The sequence below is a fragment of the Pseudonocardia sp. DSM 110487 genome (assembly GCF_019468565.1).
In the GTDB taxonomy this organism is placed as follows: Bacteria; Actinomycetota; Actinomycetes; order Mycobacteriales; family Pseudonocardiaceae; genus Pseudonocardia.
In genome coordinates this window covers 2,831,693-2,847,755 of sequence record NZ_CP080521.1, presented here as the reverse complement: position 1 = coordinate 2,847,755, position 16,063 = coordinate 2,831,693, and the positions used below count along the sequence as shown (strand labels likewise).

The window sequence follows — 16,063 nt, the reverse complement described above, 5'->3', positions numbered from 1 at the left end:
CCGGTGTTGCCAGGGCGACTGGTCGAGGACGTCCACGAGACCATCAAGGCGCGGATCATGGATCACGCGATCGCGCCGGGCGCTCGCGTGTCCATCGACGGGCTGGCCCGCGAACTGGGCGTCTCCCCCACCCCGGTGAGGGAGGCCCTCGCGAGACTGGAGTCGGCGCAGCTCGTCGTGAAGGAACCGCTGCGCGGCTACCGCACCACGCCGCTGCTCACGGCCGACCAGCTGGCCGACCTCTACCGGTTCCGGCTGCTCATCGAGCCGTGGGCGGCGGCCACCGCCGCGGAGCGAGCCACCCCGGCCGGCCGCGCCCGGCTCAAGGCCGAGCTCGCCACCGCCGACGCCCCCGAGTCGGACACCTACGCCGCCTACCGCGCGTTCTCCGCTCACGACGCCCGCTTCCACCTGCTGCTCGCCGAGCTCGCGGGGAGCGACCAGGTGCGGGAGGCGTTCCAGCGCACGAACTGGCACCTGCACATCTACCGGCAGTACTACCACCGCGGCATCGGCCCCCAGGCGCTCGCCGAGCACCGGCGGGTCGCCGACGCCGTGCTCGCCTGCGATCCTGCGGCTGCGGCGGAGGCGATGCGGGAACACCTGGAGCTGTCACACGCCCGTCTCAGGGAGGAGACCCATGACGGTTCTCGATGAGCTGGCCGCAGGCCTTCCGGCCGAAGCGCTGATCACCGACTCCACGAGCACCGACGCCTACCGCTTCGACGAGGCGAGCTTCTGCGCGGCGGGTGCCCCGCTCGCGGTCGTGCGTCCTACGGAGACGGAACAGGTGCAGCACGTGCTGCGGGTCGCGTCGGCGCACCGGGTGCCGGTGGTGCCGCAGGGTGCGCGGTCGGGCCTGTCCGGCGCCGCCAACGCCGTGGACGGCGGCATCGTGCTCTCGCTGACCCGGATGGACCGGATCCTGGAGATCGACCCGGTCGACCAGGTGGCCGTCGTCGAGCCGGGCGTGCTCAACGCCGTGCTGTCGCGCGCGGTGCTGGAGCAGGACATGTACTACCCGCCCGACCCGTCGTCGTGGGAGATGTCGACGATCGGCGGCAACCTCGCCACCAACGCCGGCGGGCTGTGCTGCGTGAAGTACGGGGTGACGGCCGACTTCGTGCGCGGCCTCGAGGTCGTCACCGCGTCCGGGGAGCTGTTGCGCACCGGGCGGCGCACCGCAAAGGGCGTGGCGGGCTACGACCTCACCAAACTGATCGTGGGCTCCGAGGGCACGCTCGGCGTGATCACTCGAGCGACGCTCGGCCTTCGTCCCGCGCCCGAGGCGGCCCTCACCATGGCGGCGGCGTTCGCGTCGGCCGCCGACGCGCTCGCGGCCGTCACGCGGATCATGGCCGCGGGCCTGCAGCCGTCGCTGTGCGAGTTCCTCGACCGCGTCACGGTGCGCGCGATCCAGGACTACCGCGACATGGGCCTGCCCACCGGCGCCGGCGCGCTGCTGCTCACCCAGTCCGACCGCGGCCCCCGCGCGGCCGAGGACGTCGAGGCGATGGGCGCGATCTGCACCGAGCTGGGCGCGCTCGACGTCGCCGTGGCCTCCGACGCCACGGAGTCGGAGATGCTCATGCAGGCGCGCCGGATCGTCCACTTCGCGGTGGAGAAGCTCGGCTCCACGCTCATCGACGACGTGGCCGTGCCCCGCGCGAGGCTGGTGGAGCTGCTCGACGGCATCACGGCGATCGCCGTCGAGCACGACGTCCTCGTGTCCTGCCCCGGCCACGTCGGCGACGGCAACATGCACCCCACCGTGATCTTCGACCGCGGCGACCCCGCCGCCGTCGAGCGGGCCCAGAAGGCGTTCGACGCGATCATGCGGCTCGGCCTGGCGCTGGGCGGCACGATCACCGGCGAGCACGGCGTTGGCGTCCTGAAGCGCGACTGGCTGGAGACGGAACTGGGCGAGCTGAGCCTCGGCCTGCACCGCAAGATCAAGGAAGCGTTCGACCCGCTGGGCATCCTGAACCCTGGCAAGGTCCTCGCCTCCGGGTGAGTTCAGGCGTCAGCCCAGCGCAGCCACCAGGGCCTGGGTCGCCTCCGTCGTGGTTGCCGTGCCGCCCAGGTCCCTCGTGCGGGTCTCCGGCTTGGCCAGGGTCGTCTCCATCGCGCGCAGGATGTCGGCGGCCGCCGCGCCGTGGCCCAGGTGCTCCAGCATCATCGCGGCCGACCACACCGCGCCGACGGGGTTGGCGATGCCCTGCCCTGCGATGTCCGGCGCCGAGCCGTGCACCGGCTCGAACATGGACGGGAACTCCTTCTCCGGGTTCAAGTTGCCCGACGGGGCGATGCCGATCGAGCCGGCGACGGCGGCGGCGAGGTCGGAGAGGATGTCGCCGAACAGGTTGGATCCCACCACCACGTCGAACCGCCGCGGCTGCAGCACGAACTTCGCCGCGAGTGCGTCGATGTGCTCGCTGTCGAACCGCACGTCCGGATGCAGCGCCGCGCGCTCGGCCACGACCTCGTCCCAGAACGGGAGGGTGTGCACGATCCCGTTCGACTTGGTGGCCGACGTGACGTAGCCGCGCCGGGCCTTCGCCAGCTCGAACGCGTAGTCGGCGATCCGGCTCACCCCGACCCGAGTGAAGATCGACTCCTGCACCGCGAGCTCGTCCGGGAAGCCGCGGTTCACCCGGCCACCGACCTCGGAGTACTCGCCCTCGTTGTTCTCCCGCACGACCACGAAGTCGACGTCGTCGGCGACCCGCAGCGGGCTCTGCACGCCCTCGAACACCCGGATCGGGCGCAGGTTGACGTACTGGCGGAACGCGCGCCGGATCGGGATGAGCAGGCCCCACAGCGAGACGTGGTCGGGCACGCCCGGCCAGCCGACGGCGCCGAGCAGGATCGCGTCGAACCCGCGCAGCGTCTCGATGCCGTCGGCCGGCATCATCGCGCCCTCCTGCTCGTAGCGCTGGCAGGACCAGTCGAACTCGGTGTAGGAGAGCGTGACGCCGTGCCGCGCGCAGGCGGCGTCGAGCACGGTGCGGGCGGCCTCGATGACTTCGGTTCCGATCCCGTCCCCGGGGATCACGGCAATGCTGCTCACATACCGAATCCCATCACGGCGACCATCAGCGGCAGGATCACTATGATGAGGATCGCCCCGAGGATGTCGAACGAGAACCCGGACCGGATCATCGTGGTGATCGGCACCGCGCCCGAGCCGTAGACCACGGCGTTCTGCGGAGTCGACACCGGCAGCATGAAGCCGAACGAGGCCGCGAACGTGGCCGCCAGCGCGGGAACGAACGGGTTGACGCCCGCCGCGATCGCCACCGGGATGACGATCGGCACCACCACGGCGGCCGACGCCGTGTTGCTCGTGGTCTCCGAGACGATGATCGCCAGCAGCACGGCGAAGATCGTGATCGGGATGATGCTGGTGAGCCCCAACCCGCTCGACACCCCGTTGCCGATCGTCTCGGCGAGCCCGGTGGACGACAGCAGCCCGCCGAAGATGATGCCGGTGCCGAACAGCACGATCGTGCCCCAGTCGATCTCGGCGGCGTCCCGCCAGCGCAGCGTGAACTCGCGGGCCTGCCAGTCGACGGGCAGCAGGTAGAGCAACGAGGCGCCGAGCACGGCGACCATGCCCTCGTCGAGCCGGTCGGACACCGCGCCGTAGAAGTCGGACTCGGTACCGGCGACGAGCGCCACGATGCCGGGGAAGATCCACAACAGGACCGTGATGCCGAACGCGATCAGCGTGTTCTTCTCCGCGCGCGACAACGGCCCCATCTCGGCGCGCTGCTGGGCGACGTACTCCTCGACGCCCTCGATCTGCTTGATCTCCGGCTTGTTGAGCAGGAGCAGCACCACCGCGAGCGCCACGAACATCAGCACGCACACCGGTATCGCCATGCCCATCCAGGCCGCGAAGCTGATGCGCTGCCCGGTGGCCTCCTCGATCAGCCCACGGCCGATCAGGTTGGGCGGGCTACCCACCGGCGTGAGCAGGCCGCCGACGCTCGCGCCGTAGGCCAGCATCAACATGATCGCGGCCCCGACGCGCAACCGGAGCGGGTCGAAGTCGACGGCCACCATGCCGCGGTCCTGCAGCATCTTGGCGATCACGGCGAGGATGCCCAGTGCCGTGGGCAGCAGCATCGCGACGGTGGCGGTGTTCGACACGAACGCCGACAGCACGCAGGTGATGGCGCCGAACGCGATGATCACCCCGGCAGTGGAGCGCCCGACCCTGGGCAGAGCCAGGATGAAGAACGCGAACCGCCGCGCCACGCCGTGCTTGAGCATCGCCTGCGCGAGGATGAACGCCCCGATGAACGTGAACACCGTGGACGAGCCGAACCGCGCAAGGACGTCGTCGGCCGGCTCGACCTGCAGGAACACGACCACCGCCACCCCGAGGAGGCCGCCGATCGGGATCGGCACCGCCTCGGTGACCCACAGGATGACGACGCCGAGCAGCACCGCCGCGAGCGTCTTCTGCGCCGGTTCGAGGGGAAGCGGCAACAGCAGGAAGACGATCGTGACGAGCGGTGCGAGGAAGAGCCCGATGGTGCGGCGCCCCTTCTCGAACCGCTCCTCGGCGGGCGAGAGCTTCTGCTCACCGAGGCTGCGATAGGTGGCGTGCCCGAGCAGGGCCTTGTCGACGTCGGTGCGAACGCGCTCGCTCTCCGCGGTCATGCCGGAAAGCGTGACATCGATCACTGCCACTGTCACCCCGGAGGGGAGGATTGTCCGGTCGCGCGCCGCTCCCGGCTCGGCCAACCACGGCCGGCGACGGTTCGAGCACGTGCAGGGATGCGCTGTCGTCGTTCTACGGCAGCGCGAGGTGCTCTGCGCGCCGTACGCAGTAGCCGACCACGACGCCGACGCCGAGGTGGTCGCCGCCGAGCCCCGGGCTCGCTGCTGTCGCCGCGACCCTCAGCGCGCGCGGCGGGCGATCAGCCATAGCCCGGCACGGCCGATCGCGCGGTAGATCGGCCCGATGACAGCGATCGGGTACGTCGGGTGACGTTCCTCCATCCACACCCGGCCACGTGGGTGCGACGCGATCAGTTGGAACCGGCTGAGCGGGTGCTCGAGACGCGGCTCGCTCGGATGAACCTCGATCGAACACAGATGCTTCGTGTTGATGTATCCGTACTGTCTCGGGCTCACCAGCCGGACCGGCGCACCATGTGCACCGCTGAGCGGCCGCCCGTCGAGTCGGGTGGCGATCAGCACGTCGTCGGCCAGCGCGTCGTCGAGCTGGACGACCGACGCGAAGCCGTCCAACCCACGAAAGACGAGATGCGTGACGGTCGTTCCGGGCGTCAGCCGGGGCGCGATCAGGGTGCGGTAGAAGGTGGAGAAGGAGACGCCCTCCCAACGCAGTCCGGTGGCCGACCAGCCCGCGACACAGTGGAAGTCGGAGACCTGATCGACCGGCGGCAGATCGTCGAGGTCGGTCAGCGCGACGGTGAGCGGGGCCTGGATGGCACCGGTGACGTCGATGGTCGGGGTCGGCGGGACCACAGGCGGTGGATCGGACAGGTGCGTGCCGAAGCGCGGAAAGCCGTCCACTCGTCGCTGTCCGGGCGGGAGCGTGCCGCGCCGAGACGATGCGGGGCGGCCCGGTGATCGGCGCGCATGCCAGACACCGACCGCGAACAGCACGCCCCACGCCGAAGGGCTGCACCACCAGGCGCGTGACGTTGTGGCTTCGGGCTGCGTGTCCACGCGTGGCATGTGCATCAGGCTGCGCGCCGAGCCAGCGGACGGCATCGCCCTCAGGTCGTCTACCGCTCCACCGAAATGATGAGATCGGGCCAGTGGCTTGTCACGGAGCCTTGATCGGGTAACCGGGCACCGCTACCGCAGCACCGCACCCGCCCCACCCGGGCCTCCGCGATCCGGCCGGCGCCACCCGACAGATCGACGTTTCCGCCGAGCCTCGGCCCGCCCGGCTCCCCACAAGGCACCATGATCGGGTGCTGCCGTCGACCGCTCCCCTGTTCCCCGTCCCCCGCTCGCTGGAGGTGCTCGCCGGGCCCGGACCGGGGCCGAACGCCCCGGTCGAGGTGCGCCAGGACCCGGACCTGCCAGAGCAGGGCTACAGCCTCGTGCGCGACCGCGACGGCACGCGGATCGGCTACCGCGACGACGCCGGGCTGCGCTACGCCCGCCAGACCCTCGATCAGGTGCGCGCCGACCCCGGCCTGGCAGGCCACGCCGTGCGGGTGCGGGACTGGCCGGACTTCCCCGTGCGCGGCTTCATGCTCGACGTCAGCCGCGACCGGGTGCCCACGCGCCGCACCCTGCGCCGCTACGTCGAGCTCCTCGCCGCCGCGCGGATGAACCAGCTGGAGCTCTACACCGAGCACACGTTCGCCTACGCCGACCATTCGACGGTGTGGGCGGGGGCAAGCCCGCTCACCGCCGACGACATGCGCTGGCTCGACGCACTGTGCGCCGCGCACGGGATCACGTTGGTGGCGAACCAGAACACGCTCGGGCACATGGAGCGCTGGCTCGCCCACGAGCCGTACCGGGAGCGCGCCGAGAAGCCGGAGGGCTTCACGATCCACGGCCGGCTCCGCAGGCCCAGCACGCTGGCGCCGACGCCCGAGAACGCCGCGTTCGCCGTCGAGCTGGTGCGGGAGCTCGCCGCCACCGTCCGCTCCCGCCGCGTGAACATCGGCGCCGACGAGCCGTGGGAGCTGGGGAAGGGACGGAGCGCTGACGACGCCGCCGAGCGCGGCCTCGGCCAGGTGTACCTCGACCACCTGCTGCGCGTGGCCACCCCGCTGCTCGAGGACGGCTACGAGGTCCTGTTCTGGGCCGACGTCCTGGCCGACCATCCCGAGGTCGCCGAGGCGCTGCCGACGGCCGGTCTCATCCCGGTGGTGTGGCAGTACGACGGTCCCTCGCACGCCCGCGCGGCCCTCGACCGAGCGACCCCGCCGCAGCACCGGCAGTGGGCGGCCGACGGATTCGACATGGAGGCGCTCGCAGGCGGCTTCCGGGCGCGGGCGAAGTCGCTCACCTCGGCCGGTCGGCCGTTCTGGGTCGCGCCGGGCACCGCGGCGTGGAACTCGATCGTCGGGCGGCTCGACAACGCGGTGGAGAACCTCCTCGACGCCGCCGAGATCGGCCGCGAGCACGGTGCCGGCGGCTACGTGGTGACGTCGTGGGGCGACCACGGCCACCTCGAACCGCCGACCGTGACCTACCCAGGGCTGCTGTTCGGGGCCGCCGTGAGCTGGTGCCTCGACAGCAACCGGGACATCGACCTCGCCGCGGCGCTCGACCGCGTGGTCTTCGACGGGCCCGGGATCGGTGCGGTGCTCACCGCGGCGGGCTCGGTCGCCGACCTGGTCGACGCGCCGCTCCTCAACGGCTCCGTGCTCTTCGCCGGGCTGTTCGGGACCGCGCCCGCGGTGGCCCCTGATGCGGTGGCCGAGGCCGAGCGGGTGCTCTCGGCCGCGGCCGATGCGCTCGCGCGAGCCCGGCCGGCCGCCGCCGACGGGGATGTCGCGGTGCGGGAGACCGCCCAGGCCATCGCGCTCGCCCGGTTCTCGGCGGCGCTCATCGCCGCGGGCGGGGTCGACCGGCTGACGCCGGCGGCAGCCACCGAACTGCTGCACCGCCTCGACGCGCTGCTCGTCGAGCAGCGGGTGTGCTGGCTGCTCAGCGCCCGCCCCGGCGGGCTGGACGACAGCATCGCGAAGTTCGCCCCGCTGCGGTCCGGGCTGGCGCGACAGGCCGCTCAGTAGGGAGAGGCGGCCGCCGCGTACTGGGCGGCCGGGGCGGCCTTGCCCGTCGGGTAGGAGATCACGGCCGGGTTGCCGTCGGACGTGTAGCGGGTGCCTGCACTCGCCGCCATCTTGTCGAGCCACACCGACGACCCGAACTCGGCCTCGCTCCCGGTCGGGCCCTGCGAGCGGATCCGCGGGATGGCCCGCGGCGCGAACTCCTCGGCGAACGGCGACGGGGCCGGGTTCGCGCCCACGAGCAGCACGCCCGAGTAGTCGTACCCGTCTCCGCGTGCCGGCAGCTCCGGGTCCCGCGGCCGCGCGCCGAACGGGAGCGCGAGCGTCGCGGGCTGGTAACCGGGCACCGCCTGCCGGATCGCCTGGTCACCCCGGACGATGTCCTGCCGCGCCTTCTCCGCCGACGCCGTGCGCAGGTTGGTGTGGCCGAAGGTGTGGTTGCCGATCTCGAAGCCGTTGTCGCGCAGCCAGCGCAGGGCCGCCGCGCCTCCCGGGCCGCCGCCGAACGGCTCCGCGTTGACGTACATGCTCGCCACCGGCCGGAACCCGGGATGCGCTGCGGCGACGTCGAGCAGCGTGCGCACCGCGGTACCCGGCGCGGGCCTGCCATCCGGGCCGAGCGTGATCTGGGTCGGGTCGCCGTCGTCGAACGTCAGCACCACGGGGTGCGTGCCGGCCGGGATGTCGATGCGCCCCGCGGCGAAATCGGCCGTGGTGACGGGCACGTAGTTCTCGCGCGCGAGGCGTTCCAGCTCGGCCCGGAAATCGTCCGGCGTGCGGTCGTAGACCGATGTGGTTGTGGCGATGACCCGGTGGTACATGAGCACGGGAATGCGGCCGAGCTCGTTGGCCTGAACCTGCGCGGGATCGACCGGCGCAGGAGCCGGGGCCGGGGTCGCGGAAACGGATCGAGTGCTGCCGGAATCCGTTCCGCAACCGGCGGCGAGAAGCACGGCGACCGACGCCGCAACGATACGCAACCGAGGCATGCGGAAACGCTACCCAGCGGACCACCCGGATCATTACTTGATCACACCATGGTGTTGTTCCGGCACACGGACGGTCCGGGTACTGCGAGAGTGATCACCTTCCACCGTGTCGAAGGAGTTCCGATGGATCGTCCGGTGTCCGCCCCCCACCGGTTCCTCGTGCCAGGTGCGATCGCGCTGATCGTCGCCGGCATGCTGGTTCTGGTCGTGGCATGGCTGCAGCCGGACGTCACCGTGAGCGGCGTGGCCGACGGCGGGTCCTTCACCCCCGCGGCCCTGCGTGACGTCCAGATCACCGCGCTCGCCGACCCGTCCGAGGTCGAGGTGCTGCTCGACGGCGCCCCGGCCCCGGTGCGCCGCGACGGGCCCCGCTTCGTGCTCGACGCGTCCGCGCTCCCGGAGGGCGAGCACACCCTCGCCGTCAGCTCCCCCGACGCGGCCATGCCGCTGCCGGGGCTCGGCACGAACATCGACTTCACGGTGGACGCCACCGCGCCCGCCCTGTTCGTCGACCCGGTGCCGCCGACGGCGCTCGACGCGTCCGCCGAGGTCAAGGGCAGGGTCGAGGGCGCCGACGAGCTCCTCGTCAACGGCACGCCGTACGAACTGGACGATGACGGCGCCTTCTCCGTGACGGAGCCGGCAGGTGCCGCCGACGTCGACCTGCTCGCGCGGGACGCCGCCGGCAACACGACGGCGCAGAAGGTACCGATCCCGGTCCTGCACCCGGGCATGCGCGCGGTGCACATGACCGGGCAGGCGTGGAGCGCACCGTCGCTGCGCGAGCCGGTGCTGCAGCTGGCGAAGGACGGCGCGATCGACACGATCCAGCTGGACATCAAGGACGAGAGTGGTGAGGTCGGCTACGCCTCCCAGGTGCCGCTCGCCGTGGAGATCGGGGCGGTCAAGGGCTACTACGACCCCCGCGCCGTCCTCGACCAGCTGCACGCGGCCGGAATTCGCGTAGTCGGTCGGATCGTGGCGTTCCGCGACCCGGTGCTCGGGGCGGCCTCGTGGCGCGGCGGGAAGCACGAACGGCTCGTGCAGAACGCCAACGGCACCCCCTATACGAGTGGTTACGGTCAGTACTCGTTCACGAACTTCGCCAATCCCGAGGTACGCGCCTACAACGTGGCGCTCGCCGAGGAAGCAGCCGCCCTCGGGTTCGACGAGATCCTCTACGACTACGTCCGCCGGCCCGACGGTCCCGTCAGCGGAATGCATTTCGAAGGGCTCACGACCACCCCGGAGCAGTCGATTGCCGACTTCCTCGCGGAGACCCGCCCGGAGGTGCGCAAGCACGGCACCCTGCTCGGCGCGTCCGTTTTCGGGATAGCGGCCACTCGCCCCACCCAAATCGCGCAGGACATCACGCTGATGGCGCCGTACACCGACTACGTGGCGCCGATGGTGTACCCGTCGCACTGGGGTCGCGGCGAATACGGTGTGGCCAGCCCGGAGTCGGCGCCCTACGACATCACGGCCCGCTCGCTCGCCGACTTCGTGAAACTCACGCACGGCACGCCGACCTCGGTGATCCCGTGGCTGCAGGCGTTCAGCCTCAAGGTGGCCTACGGGCCGGCCGAGGTACGCGCGCAGATCCAGGCAGCGGAGGCCAACGGCATCCGCTCGTTCATCCTGTGGGACCCCAACTGCCGCTACTCGCAGGCCGCCGCGCTGCGGCCGGCGACCCAGTAGTCCGCGACCCAGTAGTCCGCGACCCAGTAGTCCGCGACCCAGTAGTCAGGGCGCGACGAGCGGTTCCGCGTCGTAGGCCCGGTGGAGGAGCTGGATGAAGTCGGGCGCATCCGGCACCGGTACCGGGCCGATCCGGCGCACCGCGACCCCCGGCGTCCACGAGTTCATGACGACGGCGCCGCGCAGCGTCGGCAGGTCGCCGAGCGTGACCTCCTTCTCCCGCTGTGGCACACCGAGGCGGTCCAGCTGCCGCCGCAGGATGCCCATCGTGATGCCCCGGAGCACGTCCGCGACGGGCCACACCACGGCGGCGCCGTCCCAGAACGCCAGGTTCCAGATCGTCGCCTCGCTGAGCCGGCCCCCGCGGTCGACGAACGCGGCGTCGTCGAATCCCTGCGCGACGGCCTGGCGCAGCAGGTAGGTCTTGGCCACCTCTCCGACGTGCTTCACGGCCGGGAGGTCGCGCTCGTGCTCCACGGCCGTGAGGGCCAGCGGCCCCTCGGGACCGGACGCGGGTGGCCCCGTGCGGACCAGCACGTCGAGGTCGCTCCCACCTGCGGTGAACTCCCCCGCCGGCTGGTACACGGTGGCCAGCAAGGACGCGTCCGCCGGGCCCGCCTCGACGGCGGCCCGCAGGTAGGACCGCACCTGGTCGTCGGGCAGCGCCCGGCCGAACAGCTCCACCGACGCGGTGTGCAGGCGCTCGAGGTGCAGGTCGAGCGCGCGGACCCGGCCCCCGCGCACCTGAGCGGCGGTGAAGTGCGCGTAGCCCGCGAATGCGAGCGGGGCCAGGTCCTCTGTGGTGGCCGGGCGGCCGTTGCGGTGGACGACGAAATTGCTCATATCCCGAACGTAAGGGCTGACATCCGTGTCAAGGTCAAGCCATCAGTCGCCCTTCACGTTCAGGACCTGGCGCAGGGTGTGATCCACCGCGACCAGGTCCTTCGCGTCCTCCATCACGACGTCGATGGACTTGTAGGCATCCGGGATCTCGTCGAGGAACGCCTCGGCGTTCGTGGCCCGCCACTCGATGCCGGCCATCGCCTCGGCGAGCTGCTCCACCGTGAACTTCGCGCGCGCGGCCCGCCGGGAGAAGTTGCGCCCCGCCCCGTGCGGCGCCGAGTTGAACGAGGCCGGATTGCCCAGCCCCGTCACCACGTACGAGCGCGTGCCCATCGAGCCCGGTATCAGCCCGCGCCGCCCCTCGGAAGCATCGATCGCGCCCTTCCGCGTGAGCCAGACGTCGGTGCCGAAGTGCCGCTCCTGCTCGGTGTAGTTGTGGTGGCACTGGACGTCCTCGGCGCGCTCGATCTCCCGGCCGGCCCACTCGGCGATGCAGCCGACGATCCGGTCGAGCATCTCGGCGCGGTTCTCCAGCGCGAAGCGCTGCGCCCAGCGCAGCTCGCGGATGTAGTGCCAGAACTCGTCGATGCCCTCCGGCAGGTAGGCGAGGTCGCGGTGCGGCAGCTCGACCCACCACCGCTCGCACAGCTGCTGCGCGGTGCGGACGTGCCGCTGCGCGATCTTGTTGCCCACCCCGCGCGAGCCGGAGTGCAGGAACACCCACAGCCGGTCGGCCTCGTCGAGGCACAGCTCGATGAAGTGGTTGCCCGAGCCGAGCGTGCCCAGCTGCAGCCGCCAGTTCCCCGCGTAGGAACCCGGGTCGAACTGTGCCCGCTCGGCGAGCGCCTCCAGCTCGATGACGCGGGCCTCTGCCGTGTCCGTCAGCTTCCGGTTGTAGCCGCCCTTGGAGACGGGAACGGTGGCCTCGATCGCCTTCCGCAGCGCGGACAGCTCGCCGATCTCGGCGATGTCGTCCTTCGTGAGCTGGGTGCGCACCGCCGCCATGCCACAGCCGATGTCGACGCCGACGCTCGCCGGCATCACCGCCTTCACCGTGGGGATCACGCTGCCGACCGTCGATCCCATGCCGAGGTGCGCGTCGGGCATCAGCGCGACGTGCGGGCGTACGAACGGCATCCGGGCGGTCTGGAGAGCCTGTTCACGGGTGGCGTCCTCGAGGATCGACGCCCAGTTCAGCAGGCCCTTGGTGATCTCCTCCACGGGAGAGGTGTACCAGCCGGGAGCCGGGCGCACCCGCGAATTGGCTATCCCGTCTGCGCCACGGCAAAGATGCGGCGGAAGGGGAACCACGTGCTGCCGTCTCCCCGCACGGGGTATGCGGCTCGTAGCCGCGGTGCCAGCTCGGCGCGGAAGGCCGCGTAGTCGTCGGCGGGGAGCGCGTCGCGGACGGGACGCAGCGCGGTGCCGCTCACCCACTGCAGCACCGGGTCGTCGCCGGTGAGCCGCTGCAAGTAGGTGGTCTCCCAGACGTCGACGTGCACCGCGTGCGCGGCGAGGATCTCCGCGTACTCGGCGGGCTCCGGCACCGTCGTCTCCGCGCGCACCTGCACGCTGCCCTGCCAACGCGGCTCGGCGAGCAGCTCCCGGATCAGCACGTGGGACGGGGCGTCGAAGTTGCCCGGCACCTGCATCGCGAACCACGCCCTCGAGGGCAGCGCCTCGAGCCAGCGGGGCAGCAGCCGCGGGTGCGACGGCACCCATTGCAGCACCGCGTTGGTGATCACCACGTCGGTGTCGGGGGCAGGCGTCCAGTCGACGACGTCGGCGAGCTCCGCGGCGACCCCGCGTTCCCGGGCAGCCGCCACCATGTCCGGAGAGGAGTCGAGTGCGGTGACCTGTGCCTCCGGCCAGCGGGCGGAGAGCAGGTCCGTGAGGTGGCCAGGGCCGCAGCCGAGGTCGACGACCCGGCGCGGGGATGTGGCACCCACCCGCGCGAGCAGGTCGCGGAACGGGCGCGAGCGGTGGTCGTCGAAGTCGAGGTAGAGCGCGGGATCCCAGGTGGGCGCGGTCATGCGCGGCCCAGGGTGCGCTCGACGTCGGCCACGACCTGGCGCACGAGCGCCACGTCGGTGCCCGGGTCGGGCCGGACCTGCAGCACGATGCCGTCGCCGCCGGCAATCTTGCGCTGCACGAACCATGCTCCGCCCCCGGGCAGGTCGCGGTGGTGGCGGCTGCGGATCGACTCCTCCACCCGGGCGTGCACCGTCTCCGGAACGCGACCGGGTTCGGCCAGCCGTAGCCGGCGCGGTGGCAGGTCGGTGAGCAGCACGGCGCCTCCGATCGTCTCGGTCTCCTCCGCCTCGACGACCGTGAGGGCGCCATTTCCCCAGGTGGCCTTGCTGACCAGGTGCCACCCCACCAGCCGCGGACCCTCGTCGCCCGGAAGCCACAGCCCGTGGGAGGTGACGACGAGATGCGCGTCGTCACCAACCGCGGCGACCGCGAGCACGCGTTCGTCGGTGGCGAGCCGGCCCGCGATGTCGGCGGGCGCCTCCTCGCGCCCCAGCAGCTTGCGGAACAGGTTCATCTCGCCGCCTGCTCCCGCAGCGCGATCCGGTACTGCTCCAGCGGTACGAGGTCGCCGAAGAGCTGGTGGTAGGCATCGGTTTCCTCCACCGGATTGGTGCGCTGCAGCCGGGCCTTCAGCTCCGCCACCTGCGCCTCGACCAGCGCCAGTCGCACCCCCGCGATGACGCTGCCGACGTAGCGGGCCTCGTCGGTGTTGCGCTTCGGCAGCTCGAGCGGCTCCACGGCCAGCTCCGTGACCAGCCCGCGCGCCTCCTGCGGGCACTCGGCGAGCACCGCCTCCAGCCACGCGTGGCCATCCCGGCCGCTGCACACACCGCCGGCGGCCTGCATGGCGCGGTGCACGGCGGCGAACGCCGGGTGGACGAAGACCTGCTCGGGTAGCTCGTCGTAGCTCGGCCCGGCCACGGCCGGGATCTGCAGCGCCGCCTTGAGCGCCTCGCGCTGCAGGTGCAGCCGCGGGTCGTCCGTCGGCGGTGGCGCGGCGTGCTCCCGGCGCCCGTTGCGGGCGCCGCGCACCGGCTCGGCAGGCGCCCCTGCCGCCTCCCGGACGCGCCGGACCACCAGCGCGATGTCGTCCCAGCTCGTCCAGCCTGCGAGGCGGCGGGCGTACTCGTCGCGCAGGTCCTCGCGCTTGATCCGCGCCACGAGCGGCACCGTGCGCTGCAGCGCGGCGACCCGGCCCTCCGCGGTGTCCAGGTTGTGGTCGCGCAACATGCTGCGGATCGCGAACTCGAACAGCGGCTCGCGACGCGCCACCAGGTCGCGCACGGCGGTGTCGCCGTGGGCCTGGCGCAGCTCGCACGGGTCCTGCCCGTCCGGCGCGACCGCGACGAAGGTCTGCGCCGCGAAGCTCTGGTCGCCCTCGAACGCCTTGAGCGCCGCCGCCTGCCCCGCCGCGTCGCCGTCGAATGTGTAGATCACCTCGCCGAGGTCGAACGAGTCGTCGCCGATGAGGCGGCGGATCACCGAGATGTGCTCGGCCCCGAACGCGGTGCCACAGGACGCGACGGCGGTGGGCACGCCCGCGAGGTGCATCGCCATCACGTCGGTGTAGCCCTCGACGACCACCACCTGGCGGCGCTTGGCGATCTCCCGCTTCGCGAGGTCGAGCCCGAACAGCACCTTCGTCTTGTGGTAGACGGGCGTGTCGGAGGTGTTGAGGTACTTGGCCTCGATGCCGTCGTCGTCGAACAGCCTGCGGGCGCCGAACCCGACGACGTCGCCGCCGAGGTCCCTGATCGACCACACCAGCCGCCGGTGGAACCGGTCGATCGGCCCGCGCCTGCCCTCCTTGGACAGGCCCGCCTTCATCAGCTCGTCGAGCGTGAACCCGGCCGCGAGCAGGTGGCGGGTGAGCCCGTCCCACCCGGCGGGCGCGTACCCGCAGCCGAAGTGCTGCGCCGCCGCGACATCGAAACCGCGGCTGGTGAGGAACTGGACGGCCGTGGCCGCCTCGGGCGTCTTGAGCTGCGCGGCGTAGAACTCGGCGGCCTTCTTGTTGGCCTCCAGCAGCCGCGAACGCGTGCCGCGGTCGCGCTGCACCGAGCTGCCGCCGCCCTCGTACGTGAGCCGGAAGCCGACCCGCTCTGCGAGCCGCTCCACCGCCTCGACGAACGAGATGTGGTCCATCTTCATGAGAAACGCGATGGCGTCGCCGCCCTCGCCGCAGCCGAAGCAGTGGAACGTGCCGTGGCTCGGCCGCACGTTGAACGACGGCGTCTTCTCCTCGTGGAAGGGGCAGAGGCCCTTCAGCGACCCGGCCCCGGCCCTGCGCAGGGCCACGTACTCGCCGACGACCTCGTCGACCCGGACCCTGTCGCGGACCTCTGCGATGTCACTGTCCCGGATCCGGCCCGCCACGATGGGGAGTGTAGGCGCGCCTACCGACGGGCCGGCGCGCCACCGGCCCGGTGCACCGGCACGCGCTCCGGCGTGGGGTCGCGATCGAGCATCAACGGGACCGCTGCCATCACCAGCAGCACTGCGAGCCCGCCGCCCGCGGCCAGCACGGTGAGCACCTCTGCGAAGTTCGTCATGCCCCCACGGTCCGCCCGGCATACGGAGAGCCACCTCAGCCGGAGGTATGGATTCCGCGTGGGCACTCGGCCGTTCGGCCGATGAAGCCGCTCCGGCCAGATGCGAACCACGCACCACATGCATCATATGACCGTGCGTAACGGGCGATGGTCTGACTTCATCCCTATCGTCCTTCTTTTCACACTGTTGACGGGTTGCGCCGAG

General features: G+C 71.8%; 14 protein-coding genes. 4 read left to right on the top strand and 10 right to left on the bottom strand.

The window, feature by feature from the left end; genetic code table 11:
* Nucleotides 1-3: 3 nt before the first annotated feature.
* Both K1T35_RS13070 and K1T35_RS13065 read left to right on the top strand, forming a co-directional pair.
* Nucleotides 4-657, top strand: coding sequence for a GntR family transcriptional regulator (locus K1T35_RS13070; RefSeq protein ID WP_220260440.1), 654 nt, complete (start codon nucleotides 4-6; stop codon nucleotides 655-657).
* A complete protein-coding gene (locus K1T35_RS13065; RefSeq protein ID WP_220260439.1) occupies nucleotides 641-2,014 on the top strand; it encodes an FAD-binding oxidoreductase in 1,374 nt (457 codons plus the stop codon). Before K1T35_RS13070 ends, K1T35_RS13065 begins: the two co-directional genes overlap by 17 nt.
* Before the next feature lie 9 nt (nucleotides 2,015-2,023).
* On the opposite strand, the gene K1T35_RS13060 is transcribed toward K1T35_RS13065, so the two are convergent.
* The 3 genes from K1T35_RS13060 to K1T35_RS13050 all read right to left on the bottom strand — a co-directional run bounded on the left by K1T35_RS13060 (nucleotide 2,024) and on the right by K1T35_RS13050 (nucleotide 5,646).
* Nucleotides 2,024-3,070: a tartrate dehydrogenase gene (locus K1T35_RS13060; RefSeq protein ID WP_220260438.1), complete on the bottom strand. Its 1,047-nt coding sequence runs from the start codon at nucleotides 3,068-3,070 to the stop codon at nucleotides 2,024-2,026.
* Complete coding sequence (locus K1T35_RS13055) at nucleotides 3,067-4,671, bottom strand: DASS family sodium-coupled anion symporter (protein WP_220260437.1); 1,605 nt, start codon at nucleotides 4,669-4,671, stop codon at nucleotides 3,067-3,069. The genes K1T35_RS13060 and K1T35_RS13055 overlap by 4 nt, the downstream gene beginning before the upstream one ends.
* 240 nt (nucleotides 4,672-4,911) lie before the next feature.
* Nucleotides 4,912-5,646 carry a molybdopterin-dependent oxidoreductase gene (locus K1T35_RS13050; RefSeq protein ID WP_255621833.1) on the bottom strand — a complete coding sequence of 245 codons (735 nt, stop codon included), beginning with the start codon at nucleotides 5,644-5,646 and terminating at the stop codon, nucleotides 4,912-4,914.
* A 314-nt stretch (nucleotides 5,647-5,960) separates the two neighbouring features.
* On the opposite strand from K1T35_RS13050, the gene K1T35_RS13045 reads away from it, so the two are divergent.
* Complete coding sequence (locus tag K1T35_RS13045; protein ID WP_220260435.1) at nucleotides 5,961-7,745, top strand: family 20 glycosylhydrolase; 1,785 nt, start codon at nucleotides 5,961-5,963, stop codon at nucleotides 7,743-7,745.
* Here the strand turns inward: K1T35_RS13045 and K1T35_RS13040 are convergent.
* A complete protein-coding gene (locus K1T35_RS13040; protein ID WP_220260434.1) occupies nucleotides 7,739-8,731 on the bottom strand; it encodes a polysaccharide deacetylase family protein in 993 nt (330 codons plus the stop codon). The two genes, K1T35_RS13045 and K1T35_RS13040, sit on opposite strands and share 7 nt — an antisense overlap.
* A 123-nt stretch (nucleotides 8,732-8,854) precedes the next feature.
* Between K1T35_RS13040 and K1T35_RS13035 the strand changes: the two genes are divergently transcribed.
* Nucleotides 8,855-10,429, top strand: a complete 1,575-nt coding sequence (locus tag K1T35_RS13035; RefSeq protein ID WP_255621832.1) for a putative glycoside hydrolase — start codon at nucleotides 8,855-8,857, stop codon at nucleotides 10,427-10,429.
* Between the two features lie 45 nt (nucleotides 10,430-10,474).
* Here K1T35_RS13035 and K1T35_RS13030 read toward each other — a convergent pair whose 3' ends face one another.
* Genes K1T35_RS13030 through K1T35_RS13005 form a run of 6 tightly spaced genes read right to left on the bottom strand, consistent with a single transcriptional unit; the run spans nucleotide 10,475 to nucleotide 15,858 of the window.
* Complete coding sequence (locus K1T35_RS13030; protein WP_220260433.1) at nucleotides 10,475-11,272, bottom strand: aminotransferase class IV family protein; 798 nt, start codon at nucleotides 11,270-11,272, stop codon at nucleotides 10,475-10,477.
* Between the two features lie 42 nt (nucleotides 11,273-11,314).
* On the bottom strand, nucleotides 11,315-12,493 hold the full coding sequence (locus tag K1T35_RS13025; protein WP_220260432.1) for an RtcB family protein: 1,179 nt from the start codon (nucleotides 12,491-12,493) through the stop codon (nucleotides 11,315-11,317).
* A 44-nt stretch (nucleotides 12,494-12,537) separates the two neighbouring features.
* A complete protein-coding gene (locus tag K1T35_RS13020) occupies nucleotides 12,538-13,305 on the bottom strand; it encodes a trans-aconitate 2-methyltransferase (protein ID WP_220260431.1) in 768 nt (255 codons plus the stop codon).
* A complete protein-coding gene (locus K1T35_RS13015) occupies nucleotides 13,302-13,820 on the bottom strand; it encodes a hypothetical protein (RefSeq protein ID WP_220260430.1) in 519 nt (172 codons plus the stop codon). Before K1T35_RS13015 ends, K1T35_RS13020 begins: the two co-directional genes overlap by 4 nt.
* Nucleotides 13,817-15,682: a DNA primase gene (gene dnaG, locus K1T35_RS13010; RefSeq protein WP_220260429.1), complete on the bottom strand. Its 1,866-nt coding sequence runs from the start codon at nucleotides 15,680-15,682 to the stop codon at nucleotides 13,817-13,819. Before dnaG ends, K1T35_RS13015 begins: the two co-directional genes overlap by 4 nt.
* A gap of 20 nt (nucleotides 15,683-15,702) precedes the next feature.
* Nucleotides 15,703-15,858: a hypothetical protein gene (locus tag K1T35_RS13005; RefSeq protein ID WP_220260428.1), complete on the bottom strand. Its 156-nt coding sequence runs from the start codon at nucleotides 15,856-15,858 to the stop codon at nucleotides 15,703-15,705.
* Between the last annotated feature and the right edge of the window lie 205 nt (nucleotides 15,859-16,063).

What these genes read in the sequence shown, in the direction of transcription:
- K1T35_RS13035 (WP_255621832.1), top strand. Translation starts at nt 8,855, where the DNA reads ATGGATCGTCCGGTGTCCGCCCCCCACCGGTTCCTCGTGCCAGGTGCG.
- K1T35_RS13030 (WP_220260433.1), bottom strand. Translation starts at nt 11,272, where the DNA reads ATGAGCAATTTCGTCGTCCACCGCAACGGCCGCCCGGCCACCACAGAG.
- K1T35_RS13005 (WP_220260428.1), bottom strand. Translation starts at nt 15,858, where the DNA reads ATGACGAACTTCGCAGAGGTGCTCACCGTGCTGGCCGCGGGCGGCGGG.
- K1T35_RS13015 (WP_220260430.1), bottom strand. Translation starts at nt 13,820, where the DNA reads ATGAACCTGTTCCGCAAGCTGCTGGGGCGCGAGGAGGCGCCCGCCGAC.
- K1T35_RS13055 (WP_220260437.1), bottom strand. Translation starts at nt 4,671, where the DNA reads ATGACCGCGGAGAGCGAGCGCGTTCGCACCGACGTCGACAAGGCCCTG.
- K1T35_RS13040 (WP_220260434.1), bottom strand. Translation starts at nt 8,731, where the DNA reads ATGCCTCGGTTGCGTATCGTTGCGGCGTCGGTCGCCGTGCTTCTCGCC.
- K1T35_RS13020 (WP_220260431.1), bottom strand. Translation starts at nt 13,305, where the DNA reads ATGACCGCGCCCACCTGGGATCCCGCGCTCTACCTCGACTTCGACGAC.
- K1T35_RS13065 (WP_220260439.1), top strand. Translation starts at nt 641, where the DNA reads ATGACGGTTCTCGATGAGCTGGCCGCAGGCCTTCCGGCCGAAGCGCTG.